Genomic DNA, 19,628 nt, shown 5'->3' with positions numbered 1-19,628 from the left:
TTACAGCTTCAATTTTTGTTTTAATTTAATAGCAATATTAGGGCAACTGAAAATATTTCGGTCAAAAAAAGCTGTCGGAAGTGTGGCAAAGGCACTCCAAAATAAAAAAATAAACGTCTGCAAAGTGCTATTTTGTTTTAAATCTTAAAACATCAAAAAGGTTTAAATATCGTTGTATCTTTGCAATCCAAAATTATTATATGCGTACTAAATCACTTAAGAAGAACAAAATCAATGTGATCACTCTTGGTTGTAGCAAAAATGTATACGACAGCGAGGTTTTAATGGGACAGTTAAAAGCGAGCGGAAAAGATGTGGTGCATGAAGAGGAAGGAAATATTGTGGTTATTAACACTTGTGGTTTTATAAATAATGCCAAAGAAGAGAGTGTCAATACTATTTTAGAGTACATGCAAAAAAAGGAAGATGGCGAAGTAGATAAAGTATTTGTTACCGGTTGTTTATCTGAGCGCTATAAACCAGATTTACAAAAGGAAATCCCGAACGTAGATCAGTATTTTGGTACCACAGAACTTCCAGGATTATTAAAAGCATTGGGTGCCGATTATAAGCACGAATTAATAGGAGAACGTTTAACGACTACCCCTAAAAACTATGCCTATTTAAAAATTGCCGAAGGGTGCGATAGACCATGTAGTTTTTGTGCGATTCCTTTAATGAGAGGAAAACATAAAAGTACACCTATAGAAAATTTGGTTGTTGAAGCTGAAAAGCTTTCAGCAAACGGGGTTAAAGAATTGATTTTGATTGCGCAAGATTTAACCTACTACGGATTAGATATTTATAAGAAACGAAATTTAGCTGAGCTGTTAGAAAACTTAGTGAAAGTTGAAGGTATTGAGTGGATTCGTTTACACTATGCATTTCCAACAGGATTCCCTATGGATGTCTTAGATTTAATGAATCGTGAGCCTAAAATCTGTAACTATATAGATATACCTTTACAACATATTACCGACTCTATTTTAAAGAGTATGCGTCGTGGTACGACCAAAGAAAAAACGACAAATTTGTTAAAAGCGTTTAGAGAAACCGTACCAGGAATGACTATTCGTACCACTTTAATAGTGGGGTATCCAGGAGAAACACAAGAAGATTTCGAAGAACTTAGAGACTGGGTTCGCGAAATGCGTTTTGAGCGTATGGGGTGTTTTACCTATTCTCACGAAGAAAACACACACGCTTTTAATTTAGAAGATGATGTGCCGGAAGATGTAAAGCAAGACCGTGCTAATGAAATTATGGAAATTCAATCTCAAATTTCTTGGGAATTGAATCAAGAGAAAATCGGACAAGAATTAAAGGTGGTTATCGATAGAAAAGAAGGGGATTACTTCGTGGGGCGTACCGAATTCGATTCGCCAGATGTAGATAATGAGGTGTTAATTAACGCGTCTAAAGTGTATTTAAAGACGGGAGAGTTTGCACGGGTTAAAATTACCGAAGCTGCAGATTTTGATTTGTATGCCGATGTGGTAAGCTAAAACGCGTTGAACACTATAGTATTAAAGAGTAATCTAAGCCATTAGATTACTCTTTTTTTTGTTCTTTATTAATTTTATTAATGGCGTACTCTATAGATTTATCGGGTTCTATAATATTGTATTTGCCCCAAAAATCGGGTTCCGAAAATCCTGACGCTTCATCTTGTAAAATAGCATTTGTTTTAAGCTTGTCTCTGTTTTTAAGCGTGCTTTTAGCGGTGTTGTCTTTCCAATTCGTAATGGCCATTTCACTTTGTAAAGTATAGCGGGTATTAAAAATTCTGTTTTTCCATTTTACTTTAAAAGCCAATGTTATCTTACTATACGCAAACTGCCATTTGTTATTGTCATTTTTATAATGAACAACGTATGCCGCTTCGGTAGGGTACACAACAGCTTTTCGTGGTTTTTTAATAATGAATAGATTAGTCGCCTGTACTCTGTTTTCTACATTTAAGTTAAAAGCCGAACGCGTTAGTGCGAAGCTATTGGCATCGATGTAGAGTTTACCGTAATACAAAGCGTCTGTATTATTTTCTTTTTGTTTAAAAGCGACTACATAGACTAAATTGTTATTAATTTGTGTTGATTTTTCGAATGAAAAGTTATAACTGTCTAAATTGTTTTCATTAAAAACATACTCAGAATATTTTACTATGTCGGTATGTAGCGCACTATAAGGGCCGCCTTGAAGTTTTAAAGCCACAGTATCCAGTCTAGCGTAATTAGTTTGTTTACGAGCTTTTATAAGCATTATATCATCTTGTTTATAACTCGTGTAGGGTTCTTTATAAATAGACACCACAGCTTCAGATAAAGACGCATTTCTATTTCGGCGCTTAATTGTTTCTCTATAAAAACCAGTCATAATCACTTCATTATTAAAATAATTTTCATCCTTTAAGGATAACATTTTTTTGACTAAATTTCTAGCATTATTTGGGGTGTTTATATCAACTTGAGCTAAAACGGTAGGAGAAACGTCTAATTTTATGGTCGTAAAGTCTTCTTGTAAATCGGCAATCGCAATCACTCGTTTATTGTAGCCTAAAGCAGTAATGGTAACAAAGTTTTGAGTAGCTTCAGAAGGATATTTTAAAGTAAAAACACCTTCGGAATTGGACACGGTACTAATATTCGAAATGTTTAACTGCAATCGTGCTAGCGGTATAGGGTTGTCGGTTTGAGCGTCTATAATTTCACCTTTTATAGTGTCTATATTTTGAGCTTGCACACTGCTTATACAGACTACTAAAAATAAAAAAAAGAGAATTTTTATCGCTTTATTGCGGCGCGCTTTAAATTGTTGAACTTTCATAACAATAGTATTTTTTCACTTGATAAATTACGAAAAAAACGCTTTCCATTCGTAATCTTTTATACAAATTTTAAGAGCTGACTTTATGCAAAGAGCCTTATCTTTGTTGGAGAATTGATATTGACTATGCCAACAGACTATATTTCATTTAAAGATACCGGTTTTTTTTCTAAACTAATCGGTGATTATCTTTCTGAAAAAGAAGAACTTCGACCGTTTTATAATAACTTTCCGAAACTTGAAAATTTTAAGCTTCAAATGGAAGCGAAACACAAAACAATTTCTAACGAAACACGATTGGTGTTGGTAAATGCTCTCCAATCGCAATATAAAAATACAGAAACGACGTCTGCCGTTTCAGAAAACATAGCAGCTTTAAGAGAGAATAATACGTTTACGGTAACGACGGGGCATCAGCTTAATTTATTTACGGGACCCCTATATTTTCTATATAAAATTGTATCGACTATTAATTTGGCCAAAGAATTAAAAACCGAATATCCTAAAGTCAATGTTGTGCCTGTTTACTGGATGGCAACGGAAGATCACGATTTTGAAGAAATCAATTATTTTAATTTCAATGGAAAAAAAATTCGATGGAATAAAGACGCTTCCGGTGCTGTTGGAGAATTAAATACTGAAGGTTTAGAACCTGTTTTCAACCTGTTTTCTAAAGAATTAGGTTTGGGTGATAACGCAAATACGCTTCGCGATCTGTTTAAAAAAGCGTATTTAGAGCACGATAATTTAGCAGAGGCGACCCGTTTTCTTGCAAATGAATTATTTAAAGATTACGGATTGGTTATTATTGATGCCAATTCTAAAACGTTAAAGCAAGAGTTTGCCCCTTATATAAAACAAGAATTATTAAAGCAAACCGCTTTTCAAGAAGTGACTAAAACAAGTGGGGCTTTGAGTGCCGTTGATAGCGATTATACTCTTCAGGTTACTCCTAGAGAGATTAATTTATTCTACAACATAAAAAATGTACGGGAGCGTATTATTTTTGAAAATAACAGTTATAAAGCGCTAAATACTCAGCTTTGTTGGACGGAAGAGGAATTGTTGAAGGAGGTCGATACACATCCAGAGCATTTTAGTCCCAACGTTATTTTACGTCCGTTATATCAAGAGGTTATTTTGCCAAATTTATGTTACATTGGTGGTGGGGGAGAATTAGCGTATTGGTTTCAGTTACATGATAATTTTAAAGCTAATGGGGTTGTTTTTCCAATGCTATTAATGCGTAATTCGGCAGTAATAAAAACCGTAAATCAATCTAAAAAGCAACAGCAACTGGCTATTTCTAATCAAGATTTATTCTTAAAACGCAATACTTTTATAAACAAGCGTGTGCGCGAAATATCGAATATTGAAATTGATTTTTCTGAGCAAATTCAGCTTCTAAAAACACAGTTTAAAGAGTTGTATGCGGTAGCCGAACACACCGATAAGTCTTTTGTTGGAGCTGTTTCTGCACAAGAAAAGAAACAAATTAACGGATTGCAGCATTTAGAAAAACGATTACTTACTGCTCAAAAACGCAAATTGAAAGATGCTATTTCAAGAGCAACAGCGATTCAAAATGAGTTATTCCCGAATGAAAATTTACAAGAAAGAATTACAAATTTTTCACAGTTATATGAAGAGTTCGGCGATACATTAATCCCGAAACTCCTTCAAGAACTTCACCCTTTAAACGACAATTTCGTAATATTAGAATTGTAAAAAAATGCACAAAATAGATTTAGGACTAGTCGAAATGACTATGGATGTTATGAAATATGCCATAGATCGTATTTCGGCAACAGACAGAAAAATAGGGAAACCCTTAAAAGCTGAAGAATTAAAAAAGTTAGTTGGCGAAACTATCACCGATAAAGGAATTGGAGGCGAAAATGCCTTTAATTTATGGAAACAGCATTTGGCCGCAGCAAATGTACCGGTCGATCACCCTAGAAATTTAGCGTTTGTTCCGGCGGCACCAACGAAAGCCGCAATAATGTTCGATTTAGTCACTTCGGCGTCGAGTATTCATGGCGCATATTGGATGGAAGGCGCCGGTGGTATTTATTGTGAAAACGAAGCAATGCACTGGATGGTTTCCTTAACGGGATTGCCAGAAGGGGCGTTTGGCGTTTTTACTAGCGGCGGAACAGCAGCAAATCTGTCGGCTTTAGTTACGGCTCGCGAACATTGGCGTGAAAACGAAAGCAATAGAGGTAAAAAAGGATTAATGATTACCTCTAGCGGTGCTCATTCTTCGGTAAAAGCTATGGCGAAAGTTATTGATGTCGACGTACTTTTAGTGGAATCTGAGGAGGCACTTCAAGGCGGTAGTTTACAGCAAACTATTTCAGAATTATCCATTACAGAGCGCCAACGCTTATTTGCTATTGTAGCTACTGGAGGAACTACCAATGCAGGGATTATTGACGACTTAGAGGGGATCGCTCAAGTCTGTGAAGATGAAAATTTATGGTTTCACGTGGATGCAGCTTACGGCGGAGGCGCTTTAGTAGCCGATTCTGTAAGACACTTATTTAATGGTATTGAAAGAGCCAATAGTATTACGATCGACCCCCATAAATGGATGTTTTCACCTTACGATTGCGGAGCGGTAATTTACAGAGAGCCGCAATTAGCAAAAAATGCACACTCTCAACAAGGTTCTTATTTAGATATTTTTAAGGATGAAGGTGCGCACGGATTTAATCCTGCCGACTACCAAATACAATTAACACGTCGTGTTCGTGGATTGCCTTTATGGTTTTCTTTAGCAATGCACGGTGTGGATAGATATAAAAAAGCTGTAGAACGCGGACTAGAATTAGCGCAAATAGCTGGTAAAATGATTGAAGCACATCCAGATGTTGAACTCGTTAGAGCGCCAAGCTTATCGTGTGTTTTATACAGAAGAATAGGATGGGAGCCAGAAGATTACACGGAATGGACTTACGAAAACCATCGAAAAGGGTTTGCTTTAGTTACACCAACAAAATATAAAACAGGCGATACTTACGAGACCGTTTCGCGCTTTTGTTTTATCAATCCAGACACCACAGAAAAAGACATAGAATTAATATTAAACTCGATGCACTAATTTTTATTAGAGTATCATTTATTTTTTTATAATTAAATAGTATTTTTGCACATGCAACACGACAAGGTATTAATATTAGATTTCGGATCGCAATACACACAACTTATTGCGCGTAGAGTTAGAGAACTTAACATCTATTCTGAAATACACCCATTTAACAAAATTCCAAAAAACGTCTCAGAATATAAAGCGGTCATACTTTCTGGTAGCCCAATGTCTGTAAGATCGGTGGAAGCTTTTCATCCAGATTTAGCAGAGATTAGAGCCAAAAAGCCACTGTTAGCAGTGTGTTATGGCGCTCAATATTTAGCCCATTTTTCAGGTGGAGAGGTAGCCCCTTCAGACACAAGAGAATATGGTAGAGCGCATTTAAGTTATGTTAAGGAAGGAGAAACATTTTTTAAAAACATACAAAAAGGCAGTCAAGTTTGGATGAGTCATAGCGATACTATTAAAAGTCTTCCAGAAAATGGCGAGCTTTTAGCAAGTACCGAAGACGTTAAAAATGCGGCGTATAAAATAAAAGGTGAAGAGACGTACGCTATTCAGTTTCACCCAGAAGTGTATCATACTACTGATGGAAAACAATTATTAGAAAATTTCTTAATTCATATTGCGAAGTTAAATCCAGATTGGACACCAGATAGTTTTGTGGAAGAAACGGTCGCCAAACTTCAAGCACAAATTAGAAACGATAAGGTGGTTTTAGGGCTTTCGGGTGGAGTAGATTCTAGTGTAGCCGCGATGTTATTGCATAAAGCTATTGGAGAAAATCTATACTGTATTTTTGTAAATAATGGACTACTTCGTAAAAACGAGTACACCGACGTATTAGAACAATACAAAGGTATGGGCTTAAATGTAAAAGGGGTAGATGCTTCGGCACGCTTTTTGGATGCGCTAGCAGGAATTAGTGATCCAGAATTAAAGCGTAAAGCTATCGGTCGTGTGTTTATTGAAGTTTTCGACGACGAAGCGCAGCAAATTCAAGATGTAAAATGGTTAGCGCAAGGTACTATTTACCCCGATATTATAGAAAGTGTATCGGCAACTGGTGGACCAAGTGTAACCATTAAGAGTCACCATAATGTTGGCGGATTGCCCGATTTTATGAAACTTAAAATTGCTGAACCATTAAAAGCATTATTTAAAGACGAAGTGCGTCGCGTAGGTGCTTCAATGGGAATGGATAAAGCCTTATTAGGGCGTCATCCTTTTCCTGGGCCAGGTTTAGCCATTCGTATTTTGGGAGATATTACGCCCGAAAAAGTAAGGTTATTGCAAGAGGTAGATGCCGTTTTTATTAACGGGTTAAAAAACGCAGGGTTATACGATAAAGTATGGCAAGCGGGTGCAATACTATTACCAGTAAATAGTGTTGGTGTAATGGGCGATGAACGTACCTACGAAAAATGTGTCGCTTTACGTGCTGTAGAAAGTACAGATGGAATGACCGCGGATTGGGTGAATTTACCTTACGAGTTTTTGCAAAAAACATCTAACGACATTATTAATAAAGTAAAAGGTGTAAACCGAGTGGTTTACGATATTAGCTCTAAGCCACCAGCAACAATTGAGTGGGAATAAATATTAAAACGTGTTTTATAGCGTTTAAAGAGACTAATTATAACAATCGTATTAGTAAGCGCGTTATCTTAAAGAGCGCGCTTTCTTTTGCTTCATTTTGAACTCTATTATTAAAATGAAAAAGACGGTTAAGTTGTTAGTATAGTAGTTTTTAAAGTATAATAAGTATATGAGAAAAATAATAGTTACAGCATTAATAGCATTGAGTTTTTTAGGATGTTCTTCATTGCAAGGACAAGACTATTCCACACATAAAGTGACTTCTGGAGAAACCTTAGAAAGTATTTCGAAACACTATAAAGTGTCTGTTCCTGCTATCTTAGGATTAAATCCAGACGCGAGAAAAGGATTAAAAAGCAATACCGTTTTAATAATTCCGAAAGAGGGCACTTTAATTAGTAGCCCTATTCGAAATGTTGCCGTAGTCAATGAAGTTGAAAAGTTTATTTCACACAAAGTAAAACGAAAAGAAACGCTATATAGCTTATCTAAAACGTACAATATTCCACAAGCTGAAATTAAAAAATACAATACCTTTTTATATGCTAATAATTTAAGAAAAGGGGACGAGTTACAAATTCCTGTTCTTAAAAAAGTTGCTGAAACTGTAGGTGGTGAAGAGGGTAGAACCAACACCAATGTGGAGACTGAAAAAAACACATCAGAGACTACAAATACTTATGTGGTGCAGCCTAAAGAAGGAAAATGGCGAATCGCTTACAAATATGATATTACGGTTAAAGAGTTAGAAGATTTAAATCCCGGTTTACCAGAAATTCTGCAACCTGGAGAAACTATAAAAGTTCCGAATCTTAAAACGAAAGCGATTAAGAATGTCGATGAGAAATATAGTTATTATACTGTTTTGCCAAAAGAAGGGTTTTACAGATTAAAGGTGAAAACCGGATTAGACCAAGCGGTGTTAGAGCAATTAAATCCAGGGTTAGCTGAAACGGGTTTAAAGGAAGGAATGGTGCTTAAAGTGCCATACGATAGAAGTTTGGCTGCCGAAAATAATTCTGAAAGCATTCCAATGCCAGGAAACGAGTTATTAAGCACGAATTTAGCATCGCAGTTGGGTGTTAATAAAGCAGGGGTGAAGGAAATAGCGATTATGCTTCCTTTTAGATTACATAAAATGGATGTAGATACTGCCGATACAAAAGAATTAATCAAAAACGATAAAACCTTAAGTATCTCGTTAGATTTTTATTCTGGAGCGTTAATCGCTTTAGATTCCCTTAAAAAGTTAGGTGCTAATCTTAAAGTGACTGTTTTCGATACAAAGAATATGCATAGCGAATTGCTTTCTATTTTAGATAATAACAACTTTAAAAATACCGATGCTGTAATTGGACCGCTAATGCCGAAGAACTTTAATACGGTTGCTTCAGCCCTAAGGAACGATACGGTTGCCGTTGTCTCTCCAATAACCAAAACGGTAACTTTAGGCAGTAATGTGTTTCAGTCTAGAGCTTCAGATGCCGATTTAGAAAAAGCAATTATTCATCATTTCAAAAATCAACCGGCAACTAACTTTGTTTTCGTATCCGATCAAAAACACCGAGCGAAGTCTAATACGTTAAAAACTGAATTTATTGGTGCCTCTTCAGTAAGTTCGCGCAACGATAAAAAGACAGGAAAGGACGCTTTTTATATTTTCGACCAAGATATTATTAAAGCCTTAAAACCGGGGAAAAATGTGGTGTTTTTAGAAACCGATAATTCAGGATTTATATCTAACGTAACGAGTATTTTAAACTCTTTAAACGATTCTGATAAAAGAGAAATTACGCTAGCAACTTCTGGACAGAATAAACCTTTTGAAGCAGATATAGTCTCTAATTATCACTTATCTAATTTAAAATTTACGTATCCAGCAGTCTCTAAAGTGGTTAATGAAGATGAAAATAATAGCTTTGTACGCACCTACGAAAAGCAATATGGTTTAACACCAAATGCATATGTAGTAAGAGGTTTTGATGTGACTATGGATGTTGCTTTACGCTTATTAACTTCAGACGATTTATATTTATCTGTTAACGATGCGCCTTTAACTAAACACGTAGAAAGTAAGTTTTCATATAAAAAGAAATTATTTGGAGGGTATTTTAATGATGCTGTTTACATTGTGAATTATAACAATTTAAAGATAGAAGAGGTTAAGCAATAAGTTAATCTCCACGCACGATTTATAATTTAAAAGCGATCGGTTATGTTTAAATATATTTTAATATTTGCTTGTATTACTATGTTATATAGCGATACCAAAACGATGTCGTGGTCTGAAGATTATAAATTATCGTGGGCGGATTTTAAGGGGAAGCCAAGTTATAACACAAAAGCAGCTGCCGTAACGGCGGCTGGTTTAAGTTTCAAGTATTCGGTGAATAAAAGAGATAATCAGATAGTTGGATTTAAAGTTGATATTTCGGCCGATTTTTATCCAGAACATTCTTGGTGCAAAAAAGAAAGTGTTACAGATCATATCTTGGCGCACGAACAACTTCATTTTGACATTACCGAACTACACGCCCGCTATTTTAGAGCACAAGTACAGCAGCTAAAACCTTCAAATACTATTGTAAAGGAGCTTCAAATGCTACACGACGCTATAAATAAGACTTTAGAAATCACCCAACTTAAATACGATGATGAGAGTAACTTCTCAATCGATAAAAAAAGACAATTATTTTGGTCAAATTACGTGGCTTCAGCATTAAAAAATCAATCCGCATTTAAAACCCCATAAAATGGAAGCTCTACAACCTGATAAAAAATTTCTAATTCAATTGGCGCATACCAAAATGCCTTACGGTAAATATAAAGATCGTTATTTAATAGATTTACCAGAATACTACGTGGTATGGTACAATACCAAAGGTTTTCCTAAAGGGAAATTAGGGCAAATGTTGGAGACTGTTTACACATTAAAGCTTAACGGACTCGAGAATATTGTAAGAAACATACAGCGAAATTTTCCGAAATAAATAAATCATTAAAGATTAATTTTATCAACTTAATATTGTAAATTTGCTCGCGTTTAACAACGCACTATGGCAACAACAAAATACATATTCGTAACAGGAGGAGTAAGCTCTTCTTTAGGAAAAGGAATCATTGCAGCTTCCTTAGCAAAATTACTTCAAGCTCAAGGGTATAGGACTACAATTCAAAAATTAGACCCTTATATAAATATAGATCCAGGTACATTAAACCCATACGAACACGGGGAATGTTATGTTACCGACGATGGGGCAGAAACAGATCTAGATTTAGGGCATTACGAGCGCTTTTTGAATGTTCCTACCAGTCAAGCCAATAACGTAACGACAGGACGTATTTACCAAAGCGTAATCGACAAAGAGCGTCGTGGCGAATTTTTAGGTAAAACAGTTCAAATTATTCCTCATATTACAGACGAAATAAAAAGCCGTATCCAAATTTTGGGTAACTCAGGCGATTTCGATATCGTGATCACAGAAATAGGTGGAACAGTAGGTGATATCGAATCTTTACCATACATAGAAGCAGTAAGACAATTAAAGTGGGATTTGGGAGATCACAACGCGCTTGTTATTCACTTAACGTTAGTGCCCTACTTAGCGGCTGCCGGAGAGTTGAAAACAAAACCGACCCAGCACAGTGTTAAAACCTTAATGGAAAGCGGTGTGCAGGCAGATATTTTGGTATGTCGTACCGAGCACGAATTACCGCAAGACTTACGTGTTAAATTAGCGCGTTTTTGTAACGTAACGCAAGATTCTGTTATACAGTCTATCGATGCGAAAACAATTTACGATGTTCCTAATTTAATGCTGGAGCAAGGCTTGGATAAAATAGTATTAAAGAAATTAGATTTAAAAAGTGAAACGCCAGATTTAAAACATTGGAACGCCTTTTTAAAACGTCATAAAAATCCTAAAAGTGAAGTTACCATTGGTTTAATTGGTAAATATGTAGAATTACAAGATTCTTATAAATCTATTTTAGAGGCCTTTATTCACGCGGGAGCAGAAAATGAAGTTAAAGTAAATGTGGAGTGTATCCATTCTGAGTATTTAAATGAAGATAACATTAAACTAAAACTATCGCATTTAGATGGAGCCTTGGTCGCTCCGGGATTTGGAGAGCGTGGTATTAACGGTAAAATAGAAGCCATAAAATATGTAAGAGAGAATAATATTCCCTTTTTAGGAATTTGTTTAGGAATGCAAATGGCGGTAATTGAATTTTCAAGAAATGTTTTAGGGTTTAAAGATGCTAATTCTACAGAAATGGATATAAATACTAAGTATCCAGTCATCAATTTAATGGAAGAACAAAAAAGCGTTACCGAAAAAGGGGGAACGATGCGTTTAGGACAGTGGGATTGTGAATTGCTGGAGAATACATTGGCACGTTCTGTTTATAAGCAGAAAGTGATTAAAGAACGTCACCGACACCGTTACGAATTTAACAGTGATTTTAAAGCGCAAATTGAAGCTGCAGGAATGATTGCCACAGGATTTAATCCTGAAACTAAATTGGTGGAAATTATAGAACTGCCTAACCATCCTTGGTTTATTGGTGTACAATATCACCCAGAATATAAAAGTACAGTAGCAAATCCACATCCTTTATTTATGGCGTTTGTAATGGCTGCTAAAAAGTACCATACAGCAAAGAAGAAAAAGTAATACGCCACATTGGCACAAATACATTAACGGTCATATTTTTGACTATAAAGAGCGAATAGATTGTTTTAGCTTGAATGGGCTAAATGTCTAAATATATTAAAATGGAAGAAAAAAAATTAGACTTAAAATCGATAATAGGATTCATTATTATATTCGGAATTTTATTATTTATGCTTTGGCAAAGTAAGCCAAGTGATGAGGAAGTAGCAGCACAAGAGCAAGCTAAACAAGAGCAAATTGAAGCCGAAAAAATACAACAAAAGGCTTTAATAGAGAATTCTAAAACTGAAGATTTTGCAGACACTCAATTAGAAACGCTTCCAGATTCTTTAAAAACAGTAGCTTTAAAAAATAAATTTGGTGCGTTTGCTTATTCCGCTTCACAAGCAGCAAATACAGATAATCCTATAGTTAAAACAGATCTTTTAACCATTACATTCGACACGAAAGGGGGACAAATTTCTGAGGTAAAACTTAATAAGTTCGTCAACTACGATTCTATTCCTATCTATTTAGTAAAAGATAAGAATGCGTCTTTCAATATTAATTTTGGAACAACAGACAACCGCATTTTAAATACGAAAGATTTAGTATTTCAACCTAAAGTAACCCGCAGTGGTGAAAACACGGTGGTATCTATGAAGCTGAAGGTTTCTGAAAGTAAGTTTCTAGAATATAGATACATTATTAAACCCGATAATTATTTAATAGATTTTACGGTTAAATCTCAAGGGTTAAACGATGTTATTAACAGCGCGCAAGAAGTTAATTTAGATTGGAGTTTAAAAACAATTCGTCATGACCAAAGTATTGCTTACGAAAATCGTTACACCCGTTTAACGTACCAATTAGATGGTAATATCGAAAAGTTAGGACAGAGCGATGAGGATAACGAAATTGAAGAAGATGTAGACTGGTTATCTTACAGACAGCATTTTTTTAGTTCTATTTTAACGACCGATAAAGCATTTAAAAAAGTAGCTATAACGTCTAGAAACTTAGTTCAAGACGAAGAAATAGATACTGTTTTTACCAAAGCGTATAACACAAAAACGGCCTTAGAATTAAGCGGAAATGAGTTTAACGAAAACTTTGGTTTCTATTACGGGCCAACAGAAGTAAAGGCCTTAAAATCCGCCGAAAAAGGACTGGAAAAAAGTATTCCTTTAGGATGGGGTATTTTTGGTTGGATTAACAAATACTTGTTTATTCCATTATTCGGTTTCCTATCTGGTATATTTCCTTACGGTGTTGCTATTATTGTAATGACCATATTGATAAAATTAGCGATGTCTTTTGTGCAATACAAACAATACTTATCGCAAATGAAAATGAAGGTGTTAAAACCAGAATTAGATGCGATTCGCGAGAAGTATAAAGACAATAAAATGAAGATGCAACAAGAAACTATGGCACTTCAAAATAAAGCAGGAGCGAGTCCGTTAGCAGGGTGTTTACCCGCATTAATTCAAATGCCAGTATTTTACGCCTTGTTTATGTTCTTTCCAACGGCTTTTGCTTTACGTCAAAAAAGTTTTCTTTGGGCAGACGATTTATCATCTTACGATGTTATCGCCGAGTTGCCTTTTCATATCCCATTATATGGTGATCACGTAAGTTTATTCCCGATTTTAGCAGCAATTGCAATTTTCTTCTATATGAAGTTAACTACTGGGCAACAAACTATGTCTGCACCAACGCAAGAAGGGATGCCAGATATGCAGAAGATGATGAAATACATGATCTATTTTGCTCCGATTATGATGATGATTTTCTTTAACCAATACGCGTCAGGATTAAGTTTATATTACTTCGTCTCAAACCTTATAAGTATTGGTATTTTATTAGTGATAAAGAACTATGTTTTAGATGAGAATAAAATTCACGCTAAAATTCAAGTGAAGAAAAAGAATCCTAAGAAAGAAAATCGTTTTCAAAAGAAAATGAAAGATATGATGGAGCAGGCAGAACAACAGAAAAGTGCCCAAAACAAAAATAAGAAAAAGTAATATTTTTCAAAATTATAAAAGCTGCCTCTTAATGTTAAGATAGGCAGCTTTTTTTTATACTATAACAACCTATCTAAACGTTACTGTTTTTATGAAAACTATATTTATACTTATTTTTTGTTTCTTTTCAGTCTTTGTTTCGGCTCAAGAGATTAATCAATTTGATAATCAGGGAGCGCGTCATGGTAAATGGACGAAAAATTATGAAGGATCCGATATCTTACGTTACGAAGGCGAATTTAACTATGGTAAAGAATTAGGCACTTTTAAATTCTATAAAAACGTAGATGGAAAAGCTGTGCTTTCAGTGACACGAGAATTTAATCCGAATAATGATGTCGTTCAGGTTACTTTTTACGATGGGAATAAAAACATAGTGAGTAAGGGGGCTATGAAAAATAAGATCCAAATAGGAAAATGGGTTTATTTTCATAATAATGGTGGTGAAGTAATGATGGAAGAGGTGTATAACGACGACGGCGAAATTGAAGGTGAAAAGAAAACGTATTATAAAACCGGAGGCATCGCAGAACAAGCTCTTTTTAAAGGCGGTGTTTTAAATGGCGTGTCGCAGTGGTTTTCAGACAAAGGCATACTAATTCGTTTATTTAATTATACAAATGGAGCTCTCGACGGGCCTTCTAAATCTTACGATTCTAAAGGGAATGTTACAATGGAGGGTGTTTATAGAAACGATTTAAAACACGGCATTTGGAAGTATTATGAAAACGGGAAATTGGTGAAAGAAAAAGACTTTACAAAACGCAGTCAGAACCCTTATAAAAGCAAACAAAAATAGGCAACATTCTATTAAATATAATAAAAGAGACTGGTGTTGTTACACCTTTTTAAAACATAAAAAACCCGCTTTTATAAGTTATTGTAAAAGCGGGTTTTTAGCTATTAATCGTAATCTAAATATTATTGAGGTGGTAAAATAACGGTATCAATAGCATGGGCTACTCCGTTTGTTGCTTGTATATCTATTAATGTTGGAATTATAGTACTCACTCTTAAATTGGCATCTGTTAACGTAAATGTTCCGGCATTAGCCGTAATATCTCCACCTAAAGTTGTCACAGTTCCAGATACTAATTGAGACGATTGTACATTGGCATTAACAATGTGATAAGTTAAAATGGCATCAACAGTTACTGGATCGACATCGGCTAGAGTGGTGTTTCCTGAGGGATCTAATTCTAAAAGTACATCTGCAAAAGCATCGTTTGTTGGTGCGAACACAGTGAATGGTCCACTTGTGGCATCAGATAGGGTTGCTATATAAGGTACTGTAGGCGTTCCAGAATCCGCTAATTGCAAAGCAGCTACTAAGCTCGATAATGCAGGGTTTGAAGTCGCAAAAGTTGCTAAAGTTGGTAATTCAATAACGGTGTCTACCGCGTGAATAATTCCGTTTGTTCCTATAACATCGGCAGTAGTAACAGTCGCTGATCCGTTAAACATAACATTATTATTTGTCGTGTAATAAATACTCATTGCGTTGCTACCAGCTCCTGTGGCATTAGTATTAGAGTATCCACTTCCTAAATCTGATAATAGTGTAGAAGGTAATTCTCCATTAATTACATGATTTAATAATAATTGAGATAAAACATCTGTGGGTACGTCCGCTAAAGCTGTTCCGTTTAAATACGTTGTAAAAGCATCATTAGCTGGTGCCAATATCGTGAATGGTCCAACACCACTTAGTACGTTTACTAATTCGCCATCGGCAGCGCCTAATGCCGTAACTAAACTTGAAAAATTTGTGTTTGCCGCTGCGTGCTCTACAACACTAGGTAAGGTAATAACTTTATCAACCACGTGAATTATGCCATTTGTAGCTTCTACATCGGCTGTTGTTACAGTAGATACATTATTAAACAAGACTCCAGAAGAAGTTTCAAAATACAAGCTCATTGCATTATCTCCAGCTCCTGTAGCCAACGTGCTGGTATATCCTGCTCCCAATCCTACAAGATCTGAAGATGTAATTGTGCCTGAAATAACGTGATTTAACAACGTTTGTTCTAAAGCCGTATCAGGAATATCTGCTACTGTCGCCCATCCGTTTGCCGACAAAAATTCGGCGAAAGCAGCATTGCTTGGCGCTAATACTGTAAAAGGTCCTGAACCGCTTAGTGTAACGTCCAAATTAGCTTCTATAACTGCGGCGACTAAACTGCTTAAATTAGCATTAGCTTGCGCCGTTTGAACAATGTTTAGTCCTGTTTCTGGATTTTGATTTAGTGGTGCGCTATTATCATCGTCGCTATTACACGACCAAAATAATAAAACAACAAGCACATACAGTAAAGGTAATTTTTTGATTGTTTTCATAATAATTAATTTCTTTGTTTTGTTTAGCTAAATTAATAAAACATTAAACAAAATAACTAAAATTTATGTTAAATTATTTTTAACTTATTGTTTTTTAGTTGCTTAGTGTTTCGGTTTGCTGAGTGTTAAGGGGACACATAATAGCAAAAATGTTAGTATCTTTGCAGCGATAAAAAAGGACAATGAAAAAAAGAGTAATAGTAGGGCTTTCAGGTGGCGTCGATTCTAGTGTAACAGCCTACTTGTTAAAAGAACAAGGGTATGAGGTTATTGGGCTATTTATGAAAAACTGGCACGACGATTCTGTAACGATTTCTGATGATTGTCCGTGGTTAGACGATAGCAACGACGCGATGTTAGTTGCTGAAAAATTAGGAATTCCTTTTCAAACGGTAGATTTAAGCACGCAATACAAAGAGCGTATTGTAGATTATATGTTTAACGAATATGAAAAGGGAAGAACGCCAAATCCAGACGTGTTGTGTAATCGAGAGATTAAGTTCGATGTGTTTATGAAAATTGCTTTAGATCTCGGTGCAGATTATGTTGCAACTGGTCATTATTGCCGTAAAGGAACGCTTATAGAAAACGGAAAGGAAACCTATCAATTACTGGCCGGAAAAGATAATAATAAGGATCAGTCGTATTTCTTATGTCAATTATCTCAAGAGCAGTTAGCAAAAGCGATATTTCCTATTGGCGAATTACAAAAGCCAGAAGTAAGAGCTATTGCGGCAGAAGCCGATTTAATTACGGCCGATAAAAAAGACTCTCAAGGGTTATGTTTTATAGGAAAAGTAAGATTGCCAGAATTTCTTCAACAGAAATTAAAGCCTAAACAAGGTCAGATTATTGAAATTCCGGAATTATTTTCTGAGTATACAGACACGAGAAACAACTTCAGCTCTAAAGTAGAAGAACTTGAATATCTATCACGTAAAATAAACTATTCAGAAACCGACGGCGAAATTGTAGGAACCCATCAAGGGGCTCATTATTTTACTAAAGGTCAACGTAAAGGCTTATCGGTTGGCGGAAAAGTAGAACCGTTATTCGTTATCGATACCGACGTAGATACCAATACAATTTATACGGGTCAGGGTAAAAAACATCCTGGATTATACAAAAGAGCCTTATTTGTAACGAATGAAGAATTGCATTGGGTACGTGAAGATTTACAATTACTATCGGGGGAAACTTTAGAGGTCTTAGCAAGAATTCGTTACCGTCAAGCTTTAGAAAAAGCGACCTTACATAAGGTCGATGCTGGCTTATATGTTGAATTTGAAAATAAACAATCTGCCATCACCGAAGGGCAATTTGTAGCCTGGTATTTAGAAGACGAATTAGTAGGTTCGGGAGTTATTTCATAAATTGCAGTCTAACTGTAGTCTTATGAAAAACAAATTACTAGTCCTTACTTTTTTATGTTTTCAACTGTGTATTTATGCGCAAGAAGATGCTTGGGTGTATTTAACAGATAAGGAGAATGTAGCCACGTCTATAGCAAATCCTATTTCTATTTTAACGCAAAAGGCTATCGATCGTAAAGCGGCGCACTCTATTGGTATCGATGAAAGAGATGTCCCTGTTAACGAAAATTATATTTCACAATTAAAAAATCAATCAGGAATTACTGTTTTGGCAAAATCAAAATGGTTTAATGCCGTTCACGTTCGCGGCCTAGAAACCGATATTAATGTAGTGTCTACCCTTCCTTTTGTGGATGTTATTATTTTTGCAGATAATAATTTGAACGCTAAGGGGGCGAGTGTTGAAACAATCGTAAATAAATTTGAATTAGAAAGTGTCAGTACGACCTTTAATTATGGTGATGCAGCCAATCAAATTGAAATGTTTAATGGTGACGATTTGCATTTGGCCAATTATACGGGATCAGGTAAAACCGTTGCGGTTATCGATGCTGGTTTCCCGAGTGTGGATACCAATCCCGGTTTTGATCGTGTTCGTAACGCTGGAAACATTTTGGGAACTTACGATTTCGTAAACCGCGATACTGATGTGTACACCAATACAACGAGTAACCACGGTACCTTAGTATTTAGTGATATGGCAGGTTACGTCGAAAATACTTTTGTAGGTACAGCGCCAGACGCGAGTTATTATTTATTTATTTCTGAAAATGCACCCACCGAAAACCCTATTGAAGAAAGTTTGTGGGTAGAAGCCGCCGAACGCGCCGACAGTTTAGGTGTCGATGTTATAAATACCTCTTTAGGCTATAAAACCTACGATAATCCTAATTATTCTCATACCAATGCCGACTTAGACGGTAATACGACCTACATTACAAAAGGCGCAAATATTGCGTTCGAGAAAGGAATGTTGCTCGTAACTTCTGCTGGAAATTCGGGGGCTAACGGAATAGCTGCTCCCGCCGATGCTGCTGGTGTATTTACTATTGGCGCCGTAAAAGCCGACGGTACGTATGCGAGTTTTAGTTCGGTAGGAAGTACGTTTCAGCCCACATTAAAACCAGACGTTGTTGCACAAGGGCAGGCCAGTTATGTTATTAATGAAAGCGGTGGCCTATCTACAGCAAACGGAACCTCATTTAGTTCGCCTATTTTAGCGGGTGGTTTGGTGTGTTTATGGGAAGCATTGCCCAATCTAACCAATGCCGAAATAATGCAGTTGGTTCGAGAATCGGCATCGCAATACACTACTCCCGATTATTTTTTAGGGTATGGTATTCCCGATTTGTCTTTGGCTTTACAAACCGGATTATCGGTGGAAGAAGTGACCTTCAATACCTCAAAAATTCAGGTGTATCCTAATCCTGCAAAGCACACTGTGTTCGTTAAATTACCTACCGAAATTAAAAAAGCACAGATTAAACTTTATAGTGTTTTGGGAAGAAAGGTTTTAGATGCTAAAATAAATACAACACAATCAAAATTGAATGTCGAACAGTTTTCTAAAGGAATGTATCTATTAAAAATTGAAGCTGAAACCTATTCAAAAACAATCAAACTAATAATTAATTAAGCTGAAGCATTATGCTATAATCACCTTTTTTTTCAGCGGTTTATGCCATCATAGAACACAATCATAATACTAAAAAAC

At 35.7% G+C, this 19,628-nt stretch carries 14 protein-coding genes; 12 read left to right on the top strand and 2 right to left on the bottom strand.

Annotation, left to right across the window (positions count from 1 at the left end):
* Positions 1-200 precede the first annotated feature (200 nt).
* The gene (rimO, locus tag ES676_RS00640; protein ID WP_148368100.1) at positions 201-1,505 is read left to right on the top strand and encodes a 30S ribosomal protein S12 methylthiotransferase RimO; all 1,305 of its coding nucleotides are present in this window, start codon (positions 201-203) and stop codon (positions 1,503-1,505) included.
* Positions 1,506-1,551: 46 nt separating this feature from the next.
* On the opposite strand, the gene ES676_RS00635 is transcribed toward rimO, so the two are convergent.
* A complete protein-coding gene (locus ES676_RS00635; RefSeq protein ID WP_148368099.1) occupies positions 1,552-2,823 on the bottom strand; it encodes a carboxypeptidase-like regulatory domain-containing protein in 1,272 nt (423 codons plus the stop codon).
* 126 nt (positions 2,824-2,949) lie between these two features.
* Here ES676_RS00635 and bshC point away from each other — a divergent pair, with 126 nt between their 5' ends.
* From bshC to ES676_RS00590, 9 genes are all read left to right on the top strand, one after another.
* Entirely contained in the window at positions 2,950-4,551 is a 1,602-nt protein-coding gene (bshC, locus tag ES676_RS00630; protein WP_148368098.1) for a bacillithiol biosynthesis cysteine-adding enzyme BshC, read from the top strand.
* Between the two features lie 4 nt (positions 4,552-4,555).
* The gene (locus ES676_RS00625; protein ID WP_148368097.1) at positions 4,556-5,926 is read left to right on the top strand and encodes a pyridoxal phosphate-dependent decarboxylase family protein; all 1,371 of its coding nucleotides are present in this window, start codon (positions 4,556-4,558) and stop codon (positions 5,924-5,926) included.
* Between the two features lie 51 nt (positions 5,927-5,977).
* Entirely contained in the window at positions 5,978-7,513 is a 1,536-nt protein-coding gene (guaA, locus tag ES676_RS00620; RefSeq protein ID WP_148368096.1) for a glutamine-hydrolyzing GMP synthase, read from the top strand.
* Positions 7,514-7,682: 169 nt separating this feature from the next.
* Entirely contained in the window at positions 7,683-9,686 is a 2,004-nt protein-coding gene (locus ES676_RS00615; RefSeq protein ID WP_148368095.1) for a LysM peptidoglycan-binding domain-containing protein, read from the top strand.
* Positions 9,687-9,728: 42 nt separating this feature from the next.
* The gene (locus ES676_RS00610) at positions 9,729-10,265 is read left to right on the top strand and encodes a DUF922 domain-containing protein (RefSeq protein WP_148368094.1); all 537 of its coding nucleotides are present in this window, start codon (positions 9,729-9,731) and stop codon (positions 10,263-10,265) included.
* A 1-nt stretch (position 10,266) separates the two neighbouring features.
* The gene (locus ES676_RS00605; RefSeq protein ID WP_148368093.1) at positions 10,267-10,503 is read left to right on the top strand and encodes a DUF3820 family protein; all 237 of its coding nucleotides are present in this window, start codon (positions 10,267-10,269) and stop codon (positions 10,501-10,503) included.
* 66 nt (positions 10,504-10,569) lie between these two features.
* On the top strand, positions 10,570-12,192 hold the full coding sequence (locus ES676_RS00600) for a CTP synthase (RefSeq protein ID WP_148368092.1): 1,623 nt from the start codon (positions 10,570-10,572) through the stop codon (positions 12,190-12,192).
* A 101-nt stretch (positions 12,193-12,293) separates the two neighbouring features.
* Positions 12,294-14,201, top strand: a complete 1,908-nt coding sequence (gene yidC / locus ES676_RS00595) for a membrane protein insertase YidC (RefSeq protein WP_148368091.1) — start codon at positions 12,294-12,296, stop codon at positions 14,199-14,201.
* A 91-nt stretch (positions 14,202-14,292) separates the two neighbouring features.
* Entirely contained in the window at positions 14,293-15,000 is a 708-nt protein-coding gene (locus tag ES676_RS00590) for a toxin-antitoxin system YwqK family antitoxin (RefSeq protein WP_148368090.1), read from the top strand.
* Between the two features lie 122 nt (positions 15,001-15,122).
* Here ES676_RS00590 and ES676_RS00585 read toward each other — a convergent pair whose 3' ends face one another.
* The gene (locus ES676_RS00585) at positions 15,123-16,541 is read right to left on the bottom strand and encodes a fasciclin domain-containing protein (RefSeq protein WP_148368089.1); all 1,419 of its coding nucleotides are present in this window, start codon (positions 16,539-16,541) and stop codon (positions 15,123-15,125) included.
* Between the two features lie 182 nt (positions 16,542-16,723).
* Here ES676_RS00585 and mnmA point away from each other — a divergent pair, with 182 nt between their 5' ends.
* Together mnmA and ES676_RS00575 are read left to right on the top strand one after the other, a co-directional pair.
* On the top strand, positions 16,724-17,914 hold the full coding sequence (gene mnmA, locus ES676_RS00580) for a tRNA 2-thiouridine(34) synthase MnmA (RefSeq protein ID WP_148368088.1): 1,191 nt from the start codon (positions 16,724-16,726) through the stop codon (positions 17,912-17,914).
* A gap of 22 nt (positions 17,915-17,936) precedes the next feature.
* A complete protein-coding gene (locus ES676_RS00575) occupies positions 17,937-19,550 on the top strand; it encodes a S8 family serine peptidase (RefSeq protein WP_148368087.1) in 1,614 nt (537 codons plus the stop codon).
* Positions 19,551-19,628: the final 78 nt, after the last annotated feature.

The organism is Bizionia saleffrena, assembly GCF_008086175.1.
In the GTDB taxonomy this organism is placed as follows: domain Bacteria; phylum Bacteroidota; class Bacteroidia; order Flavobacteriales; family Flavobacteriaceae; genus Bizionia; species Bizionia saleffrena.
Note: the sequence above shows the minus strand (reverse complement) of the source record. Positions and strands in the feature narration are given on the sequence as shown.

What these genes read in the sequence shown, in the direction of transcription:
- rimO (WP_148368100.1), top strand. Translation starts at nt 201, where the DNA reads ATGCGTACTAAATCACTTAAGAAGAACAAAATCAATGTGATCACTCTT.
- ES676_RS00635 (WP_148368099.1), bottom strand. Translation starts at nt 2,823, where the DNA reads ATGAAAGTTCAACAATTTAAAGCGCGCCGCAATAAAGCGATAAAAATT.
- bshC (WP_148368098.1), top strand. Translation starts at nt 2,950, where the DNA reads ATGCCAACAGACTATATTTCATTTAAAGATACCGGTTTTTTTTCTAAA.
- ES676_RS00625 (WP_148368097.1), top strand. Translation starts at nt 4,556, where the DNA reads ATGCACAAAATAGATTTAGGACTAGTCGAAATGACTATGGATGTTATG.
- guaA (WP_148368096.1), top strand. Translation starts at nt 5,978, where the DNA reads ATGCAACACGACAAGGTATTAATATTAGATTTCGGATCGCAATACACA.
- ES676_RS00615 (WP_148368095.1), top strand. Translation starts at nt 7,683, where the DNA reads ATGAGAAAAATAATAGTTACAGCATTAATAGCATTGAGTTTTTTAGGA.
- ES676_RS00610 (WP_148368094.1), top strand. Translation starts at nt 9,729, where the DNA reads ATGTTTAAATATATTTTAATATTTGCTTGTATTACTATGTTATATAGC.
- ES676_RS00605 (WP_148368093.1), top strand. Translation starts at nt 10,267, where the DNA reads ATGGAAGCTCTACAACCTGATAAAAAATTTCTAATTCAATTGGCGCAT.
- ES676_RS00600 (WP_148368092.1), top strand. Translation starts at nt 10,570, where the DNA reads ATGGCAACAACAAAATACATATTCGTAACAGGAGGAGTAAGCTCTTCT.
- yidC (WP_148368091.1), top strand. Translation starts at nt 12,294, where the DNA reads ATGGAAGAAAAAAAATTAGACTTAAAATCGATAATAGGATTCATTATT.
- ES676_RS00590 (WP_148368090.1), top strand. Translation starts at nt 14,293, where the DNA reads ATGAAAACTATATTTATACTTATTTTTTGTTTCTTTTCAGTCTTTGTT.
- ES676_RS00585 (WP_148368089.1), bottom strand. Translation starts at nt 16,541, where the DNA reads ATGAAAACAATCAAAAAATTACCTTTACTGTATGTGCTTGTTGTTTTA.
- mnmA (WP_148368088.1), top strand. Translation starts at nt 16,724, where the DNA reads ATGAAAAAAAGAGTAATAGTAGGGCTTTCAGGTGGCGTCGATTCTAGT.
- ES676_RS00575 (WP_148368087.1), top strand. Translation starts at nt 17,937, where the DNA reads ATGAAAAACAAATTACTAGTCCTTACTTTTTTATGTTTTCAACTGTGT.